This is a genomic window from Actinoplanes sp. NPDC023936, assembly GCF_040639325.1.
Lineage (GTDB): Bacteria > Actinomycetota > Actinomycetes > Mycobacteriales > Micromonosporaceae > Actinoplanes.
On the sequence record NZ_JBEZZR010000001.1, the window covers coordinates 100763 to 116438 of the forward strand.

Genomic DNA, 15676 nt, shown 5'->3' on the forward strand with positions numbered 1-15676 from the left:
CGCTTCCGGCTCGGCGGGCGGCGCGGTGGCGATTGGCGAGGGTACGGCGGGAGCGCCGTCCCGTGGCGCGCCGCTCACCGGCGCCCCGGCCGGGTGCCCGGCGCGGTGCCCGCCGCCGTGCGCCTGGAGCGGATCGTCGGTGATTCGCCGGCGCGGTGGCACGCCGACCGGCAGCCCGTGCCCGCCGCTGCGCCCGCGTGGCGGGGGAGCCAGCGAGATCCCGGAGTAGTAGGTGCCCGAAGGGGGATCGGCGGTCATGGTGCGCACTCCACGATCACGGTCAGGGCGCGGGCGAAATCCGCCCCGTCGACGCCCGCGTTCAAGGTCAGCCGGAGGCGTGAGCTGCCGTCCGGCGTCGAGGGTGGCCGGAAGCAGCCCACCGCGACGCCACGGTCGCGGCAGTCGGCGGCCCACGCGACGGCCGCTTCCGGGCCGGGCGCCGGCACGGACAGCACCCCGGCCGCCGGATCGGGCACGGGGTAGCCGGCGGACCGCAGCCGGGCGGCGATCTCCGTGCCGCGCCGGGCGAGCACGGCACGGCGGTCGTCGGCGTCGCGGGCCACCCGCACGGCGGCCAGCACGCCGGCGACCACGGCCGGCGGCGGCGCGGTGTCGTAGATGAACGTGCGCCCGGTGTCGACCAGGTGCCGGATGACGGCGGCCGGACCGGCCACCACGCCGCCGGCGCCGCCGAGGGCCTTGGAGAGCGTGGCCGTGACCAGCACGTCCGGCCGGCCGGCCAGGCCGGCCGCGGCCACCCCGCCGGCGCCCCGGTGACCGAGCAGGCCGAGCGCGTGCGCGTCGTCGACGATCAGCAGCGCGCCGCGCGCCGAGGTCACCTCGTGCAGCGCGGCGAGCGGGGCGAGGTCGCCGTCGACCGAGAAGACCGACTCGGTGACCACCGCGGCGCGGCCGGGATGGGCGTCGAGCAGGGCGGCGACGGCCGCCGGGTCGTTGTGCGGCGCGACAGCGGTCCGGATCCCGGAGATCTTGCAGCCGTCGATGAGCGAGGCGTGGTTGTAGGCGTCCGACACGACCAGGTCGCAGACCGCGCCGACGGCCCGGACCACCGCGAGGTTCGCCAGGTAGCCCGAGGAGAAGACCAGCGCGCTCTCCGCGCCGAGCCAACCGGCCAGTGCGGACTCCAGCTCGGTGTGCGCGCCGGTGGTGCCGCGGACCAGCCGGGAACCTGTCGCGCCCAGCCCGAAGGAGCTCAGCGCGGCGCCGGCGGCGGCCACCACCTCCGGGTGAACGGACAGACCCAGATAGTCGTTTCCGGCGAGGTCGACGACGCCGTCACCGGCGGCCCGGGGGCGCAGCTGACGGGTGAGCCCCGCCTTGGCCCGCTCGCGGGCCAGGCGATCGATCGCCTCCAACCAGCCGGTCAAGACACCCCCAGAGATCACGAGAACCGGAAACTACCACCCACCACCGACAGTCCTGTCCGGGCCGGGAACTCTGTAGGGTACGGGCATGCCCGACATCCTCGACCGCGCCCGGACCAAGGTTCTCGACGACGGCATCGGCCTCTCCGAGGCGGAGATCCTCGAGGTGCTCCGCCTGCCCGACCCGGATCTGCCGGCGTTGTTGCAGCTGGCACACGACGTGCGGATGAAATGGTGCGGCCCCGAGGTCGAGGTCGAGGGCATCGTCTCGCTGAAGACCGGCGGCTGCCCCGAGGACTGTCACTTCTGTTCCCAGTCGGGACTTTTCGCATCTCCCGTACGCGCGGTCTGGCTGGACATTCCCTCTCTAGTGGAGGCGGCGAAACAGACAGCGGCCACCGGCGCCACCGAGTTCTGCATCGTGGCCGCCGTCCGCGGGCCGGACAAGCGGCTCATGGAGCAGATGCGGGCCGGCGTCAAAGCGATCAAGGAAGCGGTCGACATCCAGGTCGCCGCGAGCCTCGGCATGCTCACCCAGGAGCAGGTCGACGAGCTGGTCGAGATGGGCGTGCACCGCTACAACCACAACCTGGAGACCTGCGAGTCCTACTTCCCGAACGTGGTGACCACCCACTCGTGGGAGGAGCGCTGGAGCACGCTGAAGATGGTGCGCGACTCCGGCATGGAGGTCTGCTGCGGCGGCATCCTGGGTCTGGGGGAGACGGTCGAGCAGCGTGCCGAGTTCGCGGCGCAACTGGCCGAGCTGGACCCGCACGAGGTCCCGCTGAACTTCCTCAACCCCCGTCCGGGGACGCCGCTGGGCGACCGCCCGGTGGTGGAGGGCAAGGACGCGCTGCGCGCGATCGCCGCCTTCCGGCTGGCGATGCCGAGGACCATCCTGCGGTACGCCGGCGGCCGCGAGATCACCCTGGGCGATCTGGGTACGCGTGACGGCCTGCTCGGCGGCATCAACGCGGTGATCGTCGGCAACTACCTGACCACCCTGGGCCGGCCTGCCACCGCCGACCTCGAGCTGCTGCAGGACCTGAAGATGCCGGTCAAGTCGCTGTCCGCGACGTTCTGACGATGTACTGCGACCGCTGCGGGCTCCCGGCCGCGGAGGGCGACCACGAGGCCTGTGCGGCCGCCCGCCGGTTGGAGCCGCCGCGCTTCTGCCCGGAGTGCCGCCGCCGCATGAAGGTCCAGGTCGTCCCGACCGGCTGGACCGCGAGGTGCGTGGAGCATGGGATTACCCATGGGTGACGGGGAGTCCGAACCGGACTCCCCGTCACCCCTCTCACCCGTCACCCGAAGGTGGCAGGAGCCTTCTTCCCGGCCGCGGGCATCGTCACGCTGACCAGCGAGCCGTCGCGCTCGATCGAGCCGGCGCCGACCCGCCGCAGCGTGCGCAGCATCGCCACGTTCTCCGCGCCGGTGTGCGCGACGATCGCCGCGAAGCCGGAACGCTCGGCGTGGGCGTGCAGCCGGCGCAGCAGAGCCGTGCCGAGGCCACGCCGCTGCCAGCCGTCCTCGACCAGCAGCGCCACCTCGCCGAGGTCACCCTCGGTCACCAGGTTCGCCATCGCGATCACGGTGCCGGCCGGGCTCGTCGCGACGAGCGTCACGCCGCCGGCCGGTTCGAGCAGCTGACGCATCCGGGCGTCCCGGGGAACCGCGCCACCCAGGTACCTGTCGCGCAGCGTGGCCGGTGAACAGGTCTCGTGCAGGTCCCGGACGGCGGCCAGGTCGTCCTTCGTGGCCGGTCGCACCACCAGTTCGGCGCCGTCGGCCAGCAGCAGCGTGACGTGCTCGTGCCGTTGCCGCACCACCGCGCCGGCGATCTCGACCAGGGCCTGCGCCCGGGCGTACTCGGCGGGGGTGAAGGCGGGCAGGGCGCGGAGCACCTCGTACGTCCCGCCGGCCGGGTCGGCCAGCGTCATCCGCCCGCCGTGGAAGCCGGGCTGCTCACCGTGCGAGCCGCCGCTCGGACGCCACCGCACCTCGGTCGCGTCGAGCAGCGCCACGAGCGTCTCGCCGAGCGTGTCTGGCTCGTGCACCAGGCGGCCGGCCAGCATCAGCGCCCGGGTCGGCTGGTCGGCCAAACCCTGCGCCTCGGCCCTGCTCACGAACGCGTCGCGGCCGCGCCCCTTGAGCACGGCGGCCATGATGTCCGACTCGGCCAGCGTGTCCGGCGCGTCGACGAGGAAGTCGTCGACCGCGCCCTCCTCGGTGGTGTGCACCTGGACCGCGAGGATGTTGACCGATCGCAGAGCCAGGCTCGCGGTCAGCACGGAAAGGTAGCCGGGCCGGTCGTCGACCGTGGCTCGAATTCGCCACAACGCCATGCGGGGCACTCCTCTCGGCGCGTCAGTCACTCGTTGTCCGTACTCAAGGGTGCCCCGGCGTTGTTACCCGAGTGTTGCCTCAAACGCGATTTCCGGGTTAGAACGATCACAGCCCGTCACGGTCGTCACACCACGTCGAGATGCGCGCGCGTGGTCACCGCGTCCAGCCGGTCACCGAGGATGACAGCGGCGGCGCGAACCAGCTGGGCGACCCGGTCCACCTCGGTCACGTGGAAGGCGGCGGCCGGCAGCTCGCCCTCGTCGCTCCGGGCCACCAGCAGGACCAGTCCGCCGCGGCCGAACGGGGCGACCGCGTACCGGGCGCCACCCGGCTCGGCGAACGGGCGGGCCCGCAACGGGGTCACCTCGGGCAGGTGCAGCGGGGACGGGGCGCGCCAGCTCGCGTACACCACCTGCGGCTCGCCGGCCGCGCCGCCGGAGCCGTTGCGTGCCGCCCAGTCGGCCGGGACGATCGCGGCGGCGGCCCAGTCCGCGGCGAGCAGCCCGGGCACCGCGTCGACCAGGGTGGCGAGGCCGTCGGCCGGATTCGCGGCGACCTGGGCGAGCAGCTCCGCGTCGTGACTGCCGTTGACCGGTGCTCCTATCGCCTGCCACACGCCGTCGACCTGCACGCCGGGGATGGCGGCGAGACCGGCGAGGAGCCGTTCGACGCGGGACGCGCCCGGCCACACGACGGTGAAGTCGTCGACGGCCCGGCCGCCGAGTCGTTCCAGCACCACGACCTGGACGATGTCCGCGCCGGCGACGCCGAGCGTGCGTGCGACCTGGCCGAGCGCGCCGGGACGGTCCGGCAGGGTGACTCGTACCCGCAGCAACATGAAACTCCTCCCGTCGCGAACGGCCGGTGGCCGCCGTCCTGGGACAAGCGTGCCGACCGGGCGTTTCCGACCCGTTGCACCGCCATGTCCCGCCTGTCAAGCTGCGATAGTGTCGGCCGGCGTGACCGATCTTCACACCTGGCCCGTCCCGCTGACCGAGCTCTACCCTCGCGAGCCGGACCCGGGCCTACGGGTCAACTTCATCACGAGTGCGGACGGTGCGGTCGCCGTCGAAGGACTTTCCGCCGGGTTGCAGGGCCCGGGTGACAAGGAGGTCTTCGACACGCTGCGCATGGTCTGTGACGCGCTGATCGTCGCGGCCGGCACGGTCCGTGCGGAGAACTACGACGCGTTGCGGCTCACCCCCGCGGCGCGCGCCTGGCGGACCGCCGCGGGTCTGCCCGAGTTCCCGCTCATGGTGATCGTCTCCGGCAGCCTCGACCTGGACCCGGAGCAGCTGATCTTCTCGGACGCACCGATCCGCCCGATAGTGATCACCCACGCCCGGGCCCGGGCCGGCGACCGGCTCCGCGAGGTCGCCGAGGTGGTGGCTCTCGGTGACGACCGGGTCGATCTGCCGGCGATGGTCCGGCTGCTCCACGAGCGCGGCGCCACCCAGTTGCTCTGCGAGGGCGGTCCCGGTCTGCTCGGCTCGCTGATCGCCGAGGACCTGGTCGACGAGCTCTGCCTCACCGTCGCGCCGCTCCTGGTGGGTGGCGGCGCCGGCCGGATCGCCCACGGCCCGGACGGGCCGGGGCGCCGGATGCGGTTGCGGCACGTGCTCACCCGCGAGGACATGCTGTTCCTGCGCTACGTGCGAAAGAACTGATGGGGTACGCGGGTAGCGCCTGATCAGGGCTCTTGGCCGGCCTGGTCGACGATGGCGACGCGGAGTTGAGCGGTGAACCCGATGACGGTGCCCGCCGGCGGGTCGCCGGCCGCCGGTTCGTCGATCACCATGCGTTCCCCGAGGAACCGGTAGGTGCCCGCGTCGAAGATCAACTCGGTTCGGCTGGCGCCTTCGGTGCGGGCCACTGCCACTCCCCGCCGGCCGGCCAGGTCGACGGCCTCCGGCACCCGGACCACGCCCGGCACGGTGGCCGCCGCCTCGAACAGCGCGCTCACCGAGGTGGGCGGCACGTACGCCTCACGCACCACGTCGGCGACCCGGCCGAAGGCGGTGTGATCGTCGGCACCGTCCGCGTAGAGCAGGGCCCGCATGCCCTCCACGGTGGTGGGCAGGTCACGGCGGTAGGCGGGCGTGCCGCCACACGAGCGCACCGGCTCCTCGGTGCAGGCCGGCAGGGCGAGTTCGGCCGTCTCCGGCATCGGGTGCTCTGTTCCCGGGTCGGCCGGCTTCTGCCGGAGCAGCCCGTCGCGGTTGCCGTCGGCGGAGAGCCAGATCCGGCGCGCCATCGCCACCGGCGCGTGCCAGATCTGGTCACCGGTGGTGGTTGTCTCGCCGCCGGCCCAGGCCGCGAGCGACTCGACGTAGACGAACTGGTCCGGCCGCGCCGCGAGCACCGGCTCCGCGCGGGCCTCGGCAGCGGCCAGGCGCAGCACCTCGGCGGCCTGCGCGTCGCTCGGGCCGGGCCCGGTGGACCGGGACGCGACCACCGCCGCACCCGCACCCGCGACGAGGACCGCGAACGCGGCTGCCGGGACGAGCCACCGGCCCCACCGCCCGGCGACCGGGCGGGGAGCGCGCCGTCCTGCCGTGAGCCCGCCGGCCTCCGCCATCAGGCGGGCGCGGGCCCGGTCGCGGGCCGGGCCGTCGAAGGAGCCGGCGTCGTCGCGGAAGCGGGCCATCAGGTCGAGGTCGTTCATGCGTCGGCTCCGTTCGTGGGATCCAGGTCGAGCTCGGGGTGGTCGCGGAGGGCACGGCGGATGCGCTGCCGGGCGCTGTGCAGCCGGGAGCGGACCGTGCCGATCGGGATCTCCAGGGCCCGGGCCACCTCCGGATAGCTGAGCTGTGTCTGGCTGACCAGGGTGAGGACCTCGCGCTCGCGGACCGAGAGCCCGGCCAGGACGGCGGCCAGCGCCCGCACGTGCGCGGCGGCGGTGACGCGGGCGGACACCCGGTCGGCCGGGCCGTCCTGCGCCGGGTCGACGCCGGTCCGGGCCAGGGCGCGGTACTGGCGCACCTCGGCGCGCTGCTGTCCGCGCACCAGGTTGGCGGCGATCCCGTACAGCCAGGGGCGGGCGTCCGGGCGGCTCTGGTCGTACCGGTCCCGGGAGCGGAAGGCGACCAGGAAGGTCTCCGCCGTCAGATCCTCCGCGAGGGAGCGGCCGACCCGCCGTGCCAGGTAGGCGTGGATGTCGTCGGCGTGCCGGTCGAAGATCGTTCCAAAGGTCTCCGGCTCGGCGAGCGATCTTCTGATCACGTCGTCGTCGCCGGTGTGTGGCGGGGCGGCGGGGGCGGTTCGCGGCATCGGCGCCTCTCCGGTGTCGGATGGGTTCGTCAATTGCCATTGACCGATCCGGGGTAATCGGTTCGGTCCGGGGCGCGCCTCCGTCATCTGATCAAGATCTTGTGCATAACTCTGTGGATGGACACCAGAAGTTGTGGACCGCGAACGCGACGGGCATTTTGTCGTACACCTGAGGCACCATGATCCCCGTGTCTGACGAAACTTCCCCGGTCGGGCGGGTGCTCGGTACCGCGGACGCCACCCCGCTGCAGTTCTGGACGGCCGTGGCTCCCGGCTCCTACCTGCAGCTCGACGATGTCGTGGTGACCCAGCGTGACCTGCCGGACCGCGAACCGGTGACGATCGCGGGCGTGGTGACCCAGGTCCGCGCCCGGCACGAGGGGGCCCAGTTCGACTCGGACGTCTTCGCCATCGCCGACGGCACGCTGCCGGCCATGGTCCAGGAGGCTGCCGAGATCACCACCACCCGGGTCGACCCGGAGCTCTACGTGCCGCCCGCGCCCGGCGCGATCGTGCACCGGGCCAGCGGCGAGGCCCGGGACGCGGCGCTGCACTTCGACCGGATGGAGCGGCGGGTCCCGATGGGCACCGGCCGGGACGGTGTGCCCGTCTTCCTGAACGCGGACTTCCTCGACGGCACCCGGGGCGCCCACGTGTCGATCTCCGGCATCTCCGGCGTGGCCACCAAGACCAGTTTCGCGACATTCCTGCTCTACTCGGTGTTCCGGTCCGGTCAGCTCGGCGCGGACGGCGCCAACGCGCGTGCCCTGATCTTCAACGTGAAGGGCGAGGACCTGCTCTTCCTCGACCATCCGAACACCAAGCTCGACGACCGGACCCGGGAGGCGTACGCGCTGCTCGGCCTGCCGGCGGCGCCGTTCCCGGACGTCCGGGTCTACGCGCCGCCCCGGCCCGGCGACTCGTCCGGCGCGCCCGATGTCAGCAGCCGGCTCACCGGGGTCGACTCGTTCTACTGGACGCTCGCCGAGTTCTGCTCGGACAAGCTGCTGCCCTACGTGTTCGCCGACGCCGACGACGAGCGCCAGCAGTACACGATGGTGGTCCACTCGGTCACCGCCCACCTGAACCGGTACGCGGTGCCCGCCGAGGGTGGCATCAGCATCGACGGCAAGCGCATCGGGTCGTACCAGGATCTGGTCGACCACGTCGTCGAGCAGCTCACCGACGACGAGACCCGGTCCACCTGGGCGGGCAGCGCTGTCAACATGGGTACGGTCAACGCGTTCGCCCGCCGGCTGATCGGCAGCAAGCGGGACCTGTCCCGGCTGATCCGCGGCGACCTGGCCTCGCGCCGGCCGCACCAGATCAAGACGGCGGCGAGCGCCCAGGTCACCGTGGTGGACCTGCACAACCTGCCGGACCGGGCGCAGCGCTTCGTGGTCGGTGTGACGCTGAAGACCGAGTTCGAGGAGAAGGAGAAGTCCGGCACCGGCCGGCCGTTGCTCTTCGTGGTCCTCGACGAGCTGAACAAGTACGCGCCGCGCGAGGGCAGCTCGCCGATCAAGGAGGTGCTGCTCGACATCGCCGAGCGCGGCCGCTCGCTCGGGGTGATCCTGATCGGCGCCCAGCAGACGGCGAGCGAGGTGGAACGCCGGATCGTGACGAACTCGGCGATCCGGGTGGTCGGCCGGCTCGACCCGGCCGAGGCGTCCCGGCCGGAGTACGGGTTCCTGCCGCCCGCGATGCGCCAGCGCGCGCTGCTGGCCCGGCCCGGCACGATGTTCGTGAACCAGCCGGACATCCCGGTGCCGCTCTGCGTCGAGTTCCCGTTCCCGGCCTGGGCGACCCGCAAGTCGGAGTCCGGGCCGCCGCCCGCCGAGACGCTGCGCTCGATAGTCCAGGGCGCCGACCCGTTCGCCGTGGTGGGCGGCGGCGGCCGTTCCGACGACGACATCCCCTTCTGAGCGTTCTAAGGTTTCGCGATGCGCATCCTGCACACCTCCGACTGGCACGTCGGCAAGGTCCTGAAGGGCCGGAACCGGCACGAGGAGCACATCCGCGTCCTCGCCCAGGTCGTCGAGATCGCCCGGGCGGAGCGCCCCGACCTGGTGATCGTCGCCGGTGACCTCTACGACACCGCGGCGCCGACGGCCGACGCCACCCGCCTGGTCACCCGGGCGCTGTCCGCGCTGCGCAAGACCGGTGCGCGGGTGGTGGCGATCGGCGGCAACCACGACAACGGCGCGGCGCTCGACGCGCTGCGGCCGTGGGCCGATGCCGCCGGCATCGAGCTGCGGGGCTCGTTCCCCCGTGCCGAGGACGTCGGTGACCTGCTGATCGAGGGGGTCACCGAGGGTGGCGAGCGCTGGCGGCTGGTGGCCCTGCCGTTCCTCTCGCAGCGGCTGGCGATCCGCGCCGCCGAGATGTACGACCTGACCGCCGCCGAGGCCAACCAGACCTACGCGGACCTGGTCGCCCGGCTGATCGCCAAGCTGAGCGCGTCGTTCGCCGAGCCGGGCCCGGACGGGCGGGGCGTGGTCAACCTGCTCACCTCGCACCTGACGATCGTCGGCGCCAGCACCGGCGGCGGCGAGCGGGAGGCGCACACCATCATGGGTTACGCGGTGCCCGCCACGGTGTTCCCGCCGAACGCGCACTACGTGGCCCTCGGCCACCTGCACCGCGCCCAGCAGATCATCTCGCCGTGCCCGACGCGGTACTGCGGCAGCCCGCTCGCCGTCGACTTCGGCGAGGAGGAGAACGTCTCCTCGGTCGCGATCGTCGACGTCTCCGCCGACCAGGCCGCCCGGGTCCGCGACGTGCCGGTGACCTCGGCGCTCACCCTGCGCACCGTGCGCGGCACCCTGGAACAGCTCGGCACGGTGAACCTTCCGGACGCCTGGCTTCGTGTCCTGGTCCGGGAGACGCCCCGGCCGGGTCTGCGCGAGGACGTGCAGGAGCTCCTGCCGAACGCGCTGGAGGTGCGCATCGATCCGGACATGCTGCCCGACACGTCGAAACAGCGGTCGGCGGAGCGGGCCGGCCGTTCTCCACGCGAGCTGTTCGGCGACTACCTGGACAGTCGCGGCAACGCCGAAGAGGGTGTCCGCGAGCTCTTCGACGAGCTGTACGACGAGGTGAGCAGCAACCAATGAGGCCACTGAGGCTCGACATGGCCGGATTCACGGTGTTCCGCGACCCGACGACCGTGGACTTCACCGACGCCGACTACTTCGCCCTGATCGGCCCGACCGGCTCCGGCAAGTCGACGGTGCTCGACGCGATCTGCTTCGCCCTCTACGGCACGGTGCCGCGCTGGGGCGGCGCCCGGGGGATCGCCAACGCGCTGGCGCCCTCGGCCACCGAGGCGCGGGTGCGGCTCTGCTTCGAGTCGGCCGGCGATCGGTACGTGGCGACCCGGGTGGTGCGCCGCGACGGCCGGGGCAACGTGAAGACGGCCGGCGCCGGACTGCAGCTGATGCCGGCCGGCTTCGACGTCACCAAGCTCGACACCGGCATGGACCTGGAGGACCTGGGCGAGGCCCTGGCCGGCACCCCGGCCGAGATGGAAGCCGCGGTGCTCGACGCGGTCGGCCTGCCGTACGAGCAGTTCACCAGCTGCGTGGTGCTCCCGCAGGGGCAGTTCGCCGACTTCCTGCACGCCAAGCCGGCCACCCGTCAGCAGATCCTGGTCAACCTGCTGGGCCTGCACGTCTACGAGAACGTGCAGCTCAAGGCGTCCGAGCGGGGCAAGGCCGCGGAGGCCAAGCTGTCCGTGGTGGAGCAGCAGCTCGAGGCCCTGGCGGACGCCACCGACGAGGCGGTCGGCGCGGCTGCCGAGCGGCTGGAGCGGATGCGCGAGCTGACCCGGGCGGTGGAGCTGGCGGTGCCGGGGCTGCGGACCGCCCGTGAGGCGGAGAAGTCCGCGGTGGCGGCGCGGGACACGATCGACGCGGAGCTGACGGCGCTGAAGTCGGTGCGTACCCCCGACGGGCTCGCCGAGGCGACCGGGGCGACCACCGCGGCCCGTGCCGCCGCGGAGCAGGCGGCGCGGGAGGTGCACGCGGCCGAGGAGGCGGAGGAGAAGATCCGCGGTGAGCTCGCCGCGGCGGGCGACGCCGGGACGCTGCGGCTGATGCTCGATCGGCACACCGAGCTGCAGCGGCTGGCCGAGCAGGAGGACTGGTTCGCCGGCAAGGTGTCGGTCGCCGAGGTGGAGTACCGGGACGCCAGCGCCGCCGCCGAGCTGGCCCAGGCCGAGCACACCGGCGCGCAGCAGCTGCTGGAGCAGGCCCGCCAGGACTACCGGGACGCCCAGCAGCGCGACCGGGCCACGGCCCTGCGCGGCCATCTGGTCGCCGGTCACGAGTGCCCGGTCTGCGAGCAGACCGTCACGGTCGTCCCGGAGGTGCCGAGGGAGTCGGCGGTCCGGCTGGCCGAGGCGGCCGGCGCCGCGGCGAAAGCGGCCGCCGAGTCAGCGGCGGCGCGCTGGCGGGAACGCGACGCGGTGGCCCGCAACCTGGAGAGCGACCTGGAGCGCAAGCGCGGCCAGTACGAGCACCATCTGTCCCGTCTCGCCGAGGTGCGCGCCGCGGTGTCCGGCCTGCCCGACGTGGAGGCGGTGCGGGCCCGGCTGGCCGACCTCGGCCGGTTGCAGGGCCGGCTCGAGGACGCGGCGGCCGCCGTGCGTGCGGCGCGGGAGACGCAGCGCCGGGCGCAGGCCGCCGTCCGGGCCGCCGAGGAGCAGCAGCGGACGGCGTGGCGCACGTTCGACGCGGCCCGGGACGGCCTGGCCCGGTTCGTGCCGCCGCCGGCCGACCGGGACGACCTCGCCGCCGCGTGGCAGGCCCTGGTCGGCTGGGCGCGCGGGGAGTACGAGACCCGGCTGGCCGGCCGGGCCGAGGCGGACACCGCGGTCACGGCCGCGCACGCCGCGTCGGTCCGCGCGCACGGCGCGATCGTCGACCTGTTCACCGAGGCGGACCTCACGGTGTCCTCGGTGGACGCCGAGGCCGGGCTGATCCGGGCCGCCGCGGTCGCCGCCGAGCGGGCCGAGGCGGCCTGGCAGCGTCTGGCCGAGCGGCGGCAGCAGGCCGACGAGGCCGCCGAGCAGCGCAACCGGCTGCAGCTCCAGGGCCGGGTCGCGAAATCGCTGGCCGGGCACCTGCGGGCGAACAACTTCGAGCGCTGGCTCCTCGAGGAGGCCCTTGACCTGCTGGTCGACGGCGCATCGGGGATCCTGCGCGAGCTCACCAACGGGCAGTACGAGCTGGTCCACGACAAGGGCGAGTTCTTCGTGGTGGACCATCACGACGCCGGGCTCAAGCGCGGCGTGCGCACCCTGTCCGGCGGTGAGACGTTCCAGGCGTCGCTGGCGCTCGCGCTCGCCCTCTCCGAGCAGCTGGCCGGGATGAGCACGACCGCGGCGAGCCTGGAGTCGATCGTGCTGGACGAGGGCTTCGGCACCCTGGACGCGGCCACCCTCGACGTGGTGGCCGCGACCCTGGAGAACCTGGCGGCCCGTGGTGACCGGATGGTCGGCCTGGTCACCCACGTGCAGGCGCTCGCCGAGCGGGTGCCGGTCCGGTTCGAGGTGCACAAGGACGCGCGGACCGCGCACGTCGAAAGGGTGGGCATGTGACCAGGGTGTTCGTGGACGCGTGGGATCCCTCCTACGGTTCGTCGTTCGAGGGCGAGGGCGGCGGCGACGGCCCGTCGTCCTCCAGCTCGCAGCAGGTCGACGTCGACGTGGAGGTGCCCGCCGCCGAGTGGGCGCCGATCGACGTCTCCTCGTCGGTCCGTGCGCCGGACGTGGTGTTCCTGGTCGACGGCGTGCGCCGCAACGACGCCGGGTTGTGGACGGCCGAGGAGGACGGCACGTCCTACGCCGGTCTCGCCGCCTCGTACGCGGCCGGCGTGGTCCGCTGCGACCTGGGCCGTGGCGTCGCCGAACTGGCCGGTGCGCGAGTGGCGCGTGGCCTCTTCACCGCCAGTCCGTCGGTGAGCGACCTGGTCGCCGGCTCGGTGCGCTACGAGGTGCACCGGGTCAGCGGCACGGGCGAGGCGAGCAAGTTGCCGGCCGCCGTGCAGCCGCCGCTGACCGCCCTGGAGATCGAGATCTCGACGGTGGCCCGGGACGGTGGCTCGGACGGGGCCGATCTGCTGATCGTCGACGGTCCACTCCGGAGCCGGCGTCAGCTGCCGCGCACGATCGGGTACATCAAGACCCAGCAGAAGCAGTACCTCCCGGCCGCGCAGCAGGCGGTGGTGCCACGACTCCGGCAGGCCCAGCGGACCCCGGTGTTCAAGATCGAGACAGTCTGGGGCGGCTGGTCGTGGTACCTGCGGCTGCCCGGCTCGTCCGGGGCGCCGTGGTCCGGCGTGGTGCGGGTGGAGTGCTCGCCGGAGCTCAGCCCGGATCAGGCGATCGAACTGGCCGACCTGTCCGGCGCGACACTGCCGCGGCTCGCGTCGTCGGCCTACAAGGATCCGCGGGCGCCGCAGAACCTGGTGCCGATCGCCGGGCTGGAGCGGCGGCTGCGCGCGATGCTCGGTGACGCCCGGGTGCTGCACCGCGCGCTCGCCCGGGAGACCGCCCGGACCCGTCTCACTTCTTGATCTTCGATCTCGGCACGTGGGACCGCCTGTGTGATCGTGCACGGTCGCCTTTCCAGAACGCGCGAAGTTGACCATACGGGGCGTCCGGGAGGATGATCCGAATAGGAGCGGAGAAGCGCTCCAGCAGCGCCATCGGGAAATGGGAGCGCTCCCGGTGGGGCGGTCACAGGATAGGGCCGAGTGGCATTAGCGGGTCACCCGAACGGTTCTCGGACCCCGCCTTTCACCACTTGTTACGCGATCCGATCGACGCTACGAAATCGTAGGTTCACGCTACGAGATCGCGCTCTCCCGCGTCCGAGAGAATTATTCTCAGGACCATGTCTACGTTCGGTTGTCACTGAGTATCATTCCGCCTTACCTGGCGTCCGAATCGTCGTAGATCAATACGGAGGGTGATCTCCGACCGGTGCGCCTTCACGATCACGATCGCAGCGGAGGACCGTTGAGACCGAGTGCCCCGGAAAATCTCGCGCCGGCTTTGATCCCGGCAGGGCCCCCCAGCCGTACATCAGGCGACGGGGAAAGGTCCGGGCGGAGGTATCGATGCATGCGGTGGCCGAGGATCGGCTCGCGCCGGAGAGGGTGCGTGTGATGGCACGGCAACACTCCGGTGGTAGGTGGCAGGCTCTCGACGGTGGCAGTCACTCACGCGACGAGGGCACGGTGATCCCGCGACAGGCGCCGCGGCACGGAGCCACTCCGAGCGGCAGTCCGAGCCACGAGGACACGCTGGTCAAGATGCTCTACGAGGAGCACGCCGGCCCGCTGCTGATGTTCGTGCTGCGGCTGACCGGCGGTGACCGGCAGCGCGCCGAGGACATCGTGCAGGAGACCCTGCTGCGGGCCTGGCGCAACGCGCACCGGCTCGGCGCGCAGGGCCAGCAGTCCCTGCGGCCCTGGCTGGTCACTGTCGCCCGGCGGATCGCCATCGACGAGCACCGCAGCGCCAACGCCCGCCCCGCGGAGACGTACGATCGTGAGCTGGAGAGCTTCCCGACCACGTCCGACGAGACCGACAAGGTCCTGCAGTCGATGACGGTGTCGGACGCGCTCCGGCAGCTGAGCCACTCGCACCGGGAGATTCTGATCGAGACGTACTTCCGCGGACGGACCGTCCCCGAGGCGGCGGAGGCGCTGAACCTCCCGCTCGGGACGGCCAAGTCACGGGTCTACTACGCTCTCCGGGCTCTGCGGTCGGCTCTCGCGCAGCGGGGGGTGACGGAATGACACAGGACCAGCACTACGACGTCGCGTCGTACGCGCTCGGCATCCTCGACGACCGTGGTGCGGCCCAGTTCGAGGACCACCTGATCGACTGCCCGCAGTGTGCGTACGAGCTGGAGTCCTTCGTCCAGGTGGCGGACGTGCTGGCGACCGTTGACGCGGAGGCGCTCGTCGCCGCCGAGCAGTCCGAGCGCGACGGCCAGTTGCTCAACAACATGCTCCGTGAGGTGCGGACCGAGCGGCGCAAGGCGAACAGTCGCCGGCTCTACTCGCTGGCCGCCGCCGTCGTGATCTTCGCGATGCTCTCGATCGGCGCGCTCTTCGCGGGTGGCGCGTGGCTCGGTGACGACGCCACCGCTCCGGAGACCGGCGCGCAGAGCTCCAGCAGCCAGCTCGACCCGCTGCCGAACTCGGACGGCGTCGGCCTGGGTGGCACCCCGCTGCCCGGTGAGCCGTTCAGCGGCACCGACGCCCGGACCGGTGTGGCGATGGCGGTCGGCCTGGAGAAGAAGGACTGGGGCACCCAGGTCTCCTTCGCGGTCTCCAACATCACCGGCCCGAAGAAGTGCGGCCTCTACGCGGTCCGCACCGACGGCACGGCCGAGCTGCTCGCCAGCTGGGACATCGGCGCGAAAGGCTGGGGCACCGCGGAGAACCCGTCGCCGCTGCTGCTGCAGGCGGTCACCGGCACGGCCCGTGACGACATCGCGCACCTCCAGGTGCAGGAGATCACGGCGAACGGCCCGGGGGAGACTCTCGTTCGCGTTCCGTGACCGTCCGAACACGAAAGGGCCCGGCCGCATCAGCGGCCGGGCCCTTTTTCGCGGATCGGTCATCTGTTTACGTATGCCGCGTCCGGATGGTTCAAA

The 15676-nt window shown here is 72.7% G+C and carries 13 protein-coding genes; 8 read left to right on the forward strand and 5 right to left on the reverse strand.

Going from position 1 to position 15676, the window contains the following annotated elements; translation table 11 throughout:
* Positions 1-254 precede the first annotated feature (254 nt).
* Complete coding sequence (locus AB0F72_RS00495; protein ID WP_360422789.1) at positions 255-1388, reverse strand: 8-amino-7-oxononanoate synthase; 1134 nt, start codon at positions 1386-1388, stop codon at positions 255-257.
* Between the two features lie 85 nt (positions 1389-1473).
* On the opposite strand from AB0F72_RS00495, the gene bioB reads away from it, so the two are divergent.
* Entirely contained in the window at positions 1474-2469 is a 996-nt protein-coding gene (gene bioB, locus AB0F72_RS00500; protein WP_360422792.1) for a biotin synthase BioB, read from the forward strand.
* 220 nt (positions 2470-2689) lie between these two features.
* On the opposite strand, the gene AB0F72_RS00505 is transcribed toward bioB, so the two are convergent.
* Both AB0F72_RS00505 and AB0F72_RS00510 read right to left on the reverse strand, forming a co-directional pair.
* Positions 2690-3730, reverse strand: a complete 1041-nt coding sequence (locus AB0F72_RS00505) for a GNAT family N-acetyltransferase (RefSeq protein WP_360422795.1) — start codon at positions 3728-3730, stop codon at positions 2690-2692.
* 125 nt (positions 3731-3855) lie between these two features.
* Positions 3856-4569 carry an amino acid-binding protein gene (locus AB0F72_RS00510; RefSeq protein WP_360422798.1) on the reverse strand — a complete coding sequence of 238 codons (714 nt, stop codon included), beginning with the start codon at positions 4567-4569 and terminating at the stop codon, positions 3856-3858.
* Positions 4570-4690: 121 nt separating this feature from the next.
* On the opposite strand from AB0F72_RS00510, the gene AB0F72_RS00515 reads away from it, so the two are divergent.
* Entirely contained in the window at positions 4691-5398 is a 708-nt protein-coding gene (locus tag AB0F72_RS00515) for a pyrimidine reductase family protein (RefSeq protein ID WP_360422801.1), read from the forward strand.
* A gap of 23 nt (positions 5399-5421) precedes the next feature.
* Here the strand turns inward: AB0F72_RS00515 and AB0F72_RS00520 are convergent, their stop codons facing one another.
* Both AB0F72_RS00520 and AB0F72_RS00525 read right to left on the reverse strand, forming a co-directional pair.
* Positions 5422-6396, reverse strand: coding sequence for a CU044_5270 family protein (locus AB0F72_RS00520; protein ID WP_360422804.1), 975 nt, complete (start codon positions 6394-6396; stop codon positions 5422-5424).
* A complete protein-coding gene (locus AB0F72_RS00525) occupies positions 6393-7001 on the reverse strand; it encodes an RNA polymerase sigma factor (RefSeq protein ID WP_360422807.1) in 609 nt (202 codons plus the stop codon). The genes AB0F72_RS00520 and AB0F72_RS00525 overlap by 4 nt, the downstream gene beginning before the upstream one ends.
* Positions 7002-7180: 179 nt before the next feature.
* Between AB0F72_RS00525 and AB0F72_RS00530 the strand changes: the two genes are divergently transcribed.
* The 6 genes from AB0F72_RS00530 (at position 7181) to AB0F72_RS00555 (ending at position 15580) form a co-directional block, all read left to right on the forward strand.
* Positions 7181-8926: an ATP-binding protein gene (locus tag AB0F72_RS00530; RefSeq protein ID WP_360422809.1), complete on the forward strand. Its 1746-nt coding sequence runs from the start codon at positions 7181-7183 to the stop codon at positions 8924-8926.
* Between the two features lie 18 nt (positions 8927-8944).
* Positions 8945-10117 (forward strand): exonuclease SbcCD subunit D, encoded by a 1173-nt coding sequence (locus AB0F72_RS00535; protein WP_360422812.1) that lies wholly within the window; start codon positions 8945-8947, stop codon positions 10115-10117.
* Positions 10114-12603 (forward strand): SMC family ATPase, encoded by a 2490-nt coding sequence (locus tag AB0F72_RS00540; RefSeq protein WP_360422815.1) that lies wholly within the window; start codon positions 10114-10116, stop codon positions 12601-12603. The genes AB0F72_RS00535 and AB0F72_RS00540 overlap by 4 nt, the downstream gene beginning before the upstream one ends.
* Positions 12600-13580 carry a hypothetical protein gene (locus AB0F72_RS00545; protein WP_360422817.1) on the forward strand — a complete coding sequence of 327 codons (981 nt, stop codon included), beginning with the start codon at positions 12600-12602 and terminating at the stop codon, positions 13578-13580. The genes AB0F72_RS00540 and AB0F72_RS00545 overlap by 4 nt, the downstream gene beginning before the upstream one ends.
* Before the next feature lie 546 nt (positions 13581-14126).
* On the forward strand, positions 14127-14810 hold the full coding sequence (locus AB0F72_RS00550) for a sigma-70 family RNA polymerase sigma factor (protein WP_360422820.1): 684 nt from the start codon (positions 14127-14129) through the stop codon (positions 14808-14810).
* On the forward strand, positions 14807-15580 hold the full coding sequence (locus tag AB0F72_RS00555; RefSeq protein ID WP_360422823.1) for a hypothetical protein: 774 nt from the start codon (positions 14807-14809) through the stop codon (positions 15578-15580). The genes AB0F72_RS00550 and AB0F72_RS00555 overlap by 4 nt, the downstream gene beginning before the upstream one ends.
* Positions 15581-15676: the final 96 nt, after the last annotated feature.

Excerpts from the sequence above, each read along its gene's own strand:
- AB0F72_RS00550 (WP_360422820.1), top strand. The coding sequence starts at position 14,127 with ATGCATGCGGTGGCCGAGGATCGGCTCGCGCCGGAGAGGGTGCGTGTG.
- AB0F72_RS00530 (WP_360422809.1), top strand. The coding sequence starts at position 7,181 with ATGATCCCCGTGTCTGACGAAACTTCCCCGGTCGGGCGGGTGCTCGGT.
- AB0F72_RS00525 (WP_360422807.1), bottom strand. The coding sequence starts at position 7,001 with ATGCCGCGAACCGCCCCCGCCGCCCCGCCACACACCGGCGACGACGAC.
- AB0F72_RS00535 (WP_360422812.1), top strand. The coding sequence starts at position 8,945 with ATGCGCATCCTGCACACCTCCGACTGGCACGTCGGCAAGGTCCTGAAG.
- AB0F72_RS00510 (WP_360422798.1), bottom strand. The coding sequence starts at position 4,569 with ATGTTGCTGCGGGTACGAGTCACCCTGCCGGACCGTCCCGGCGCGCTC.
- bioB (WP_360422792.1), top strand. The coding sequence starts at position 1,474 with ATGCCCGACATCCTCGACCGCGCCCGGACCAAGGTTCTCGACGACGGC.
- AB0F72_RS00555 (WP_360422823.1), top strand. The coding sequence starts at position 14,807 with ATGACACAGGACCAGCACTACGACGTCGCGTCGTACGCGCTCGGCATC.
- AB0F72_RS00520 (WP_360422804.1), bottom strand. The coding sequence starts at position 6,396 with ATGAACGACCTCGACCTGATGGCCCGCTTCCGCGACGACGCCGGCTCC.
- AB0F72_RS00505 (WP_360422795.1), bottom strand. The coding sequence starts at position 3,730 with ATGGCGTTGTGGCGAATTCGAGCCACGGTCGACGACCGGCCCGGCTAC.
- AB0F72_RS00540 (WP_360422815.1), top strand. The coding sequence starts at position 10,114 with ATGAGGCCACTGAGGCTCGACATGGCCGGATTCACGGTGTTCCGCGAC.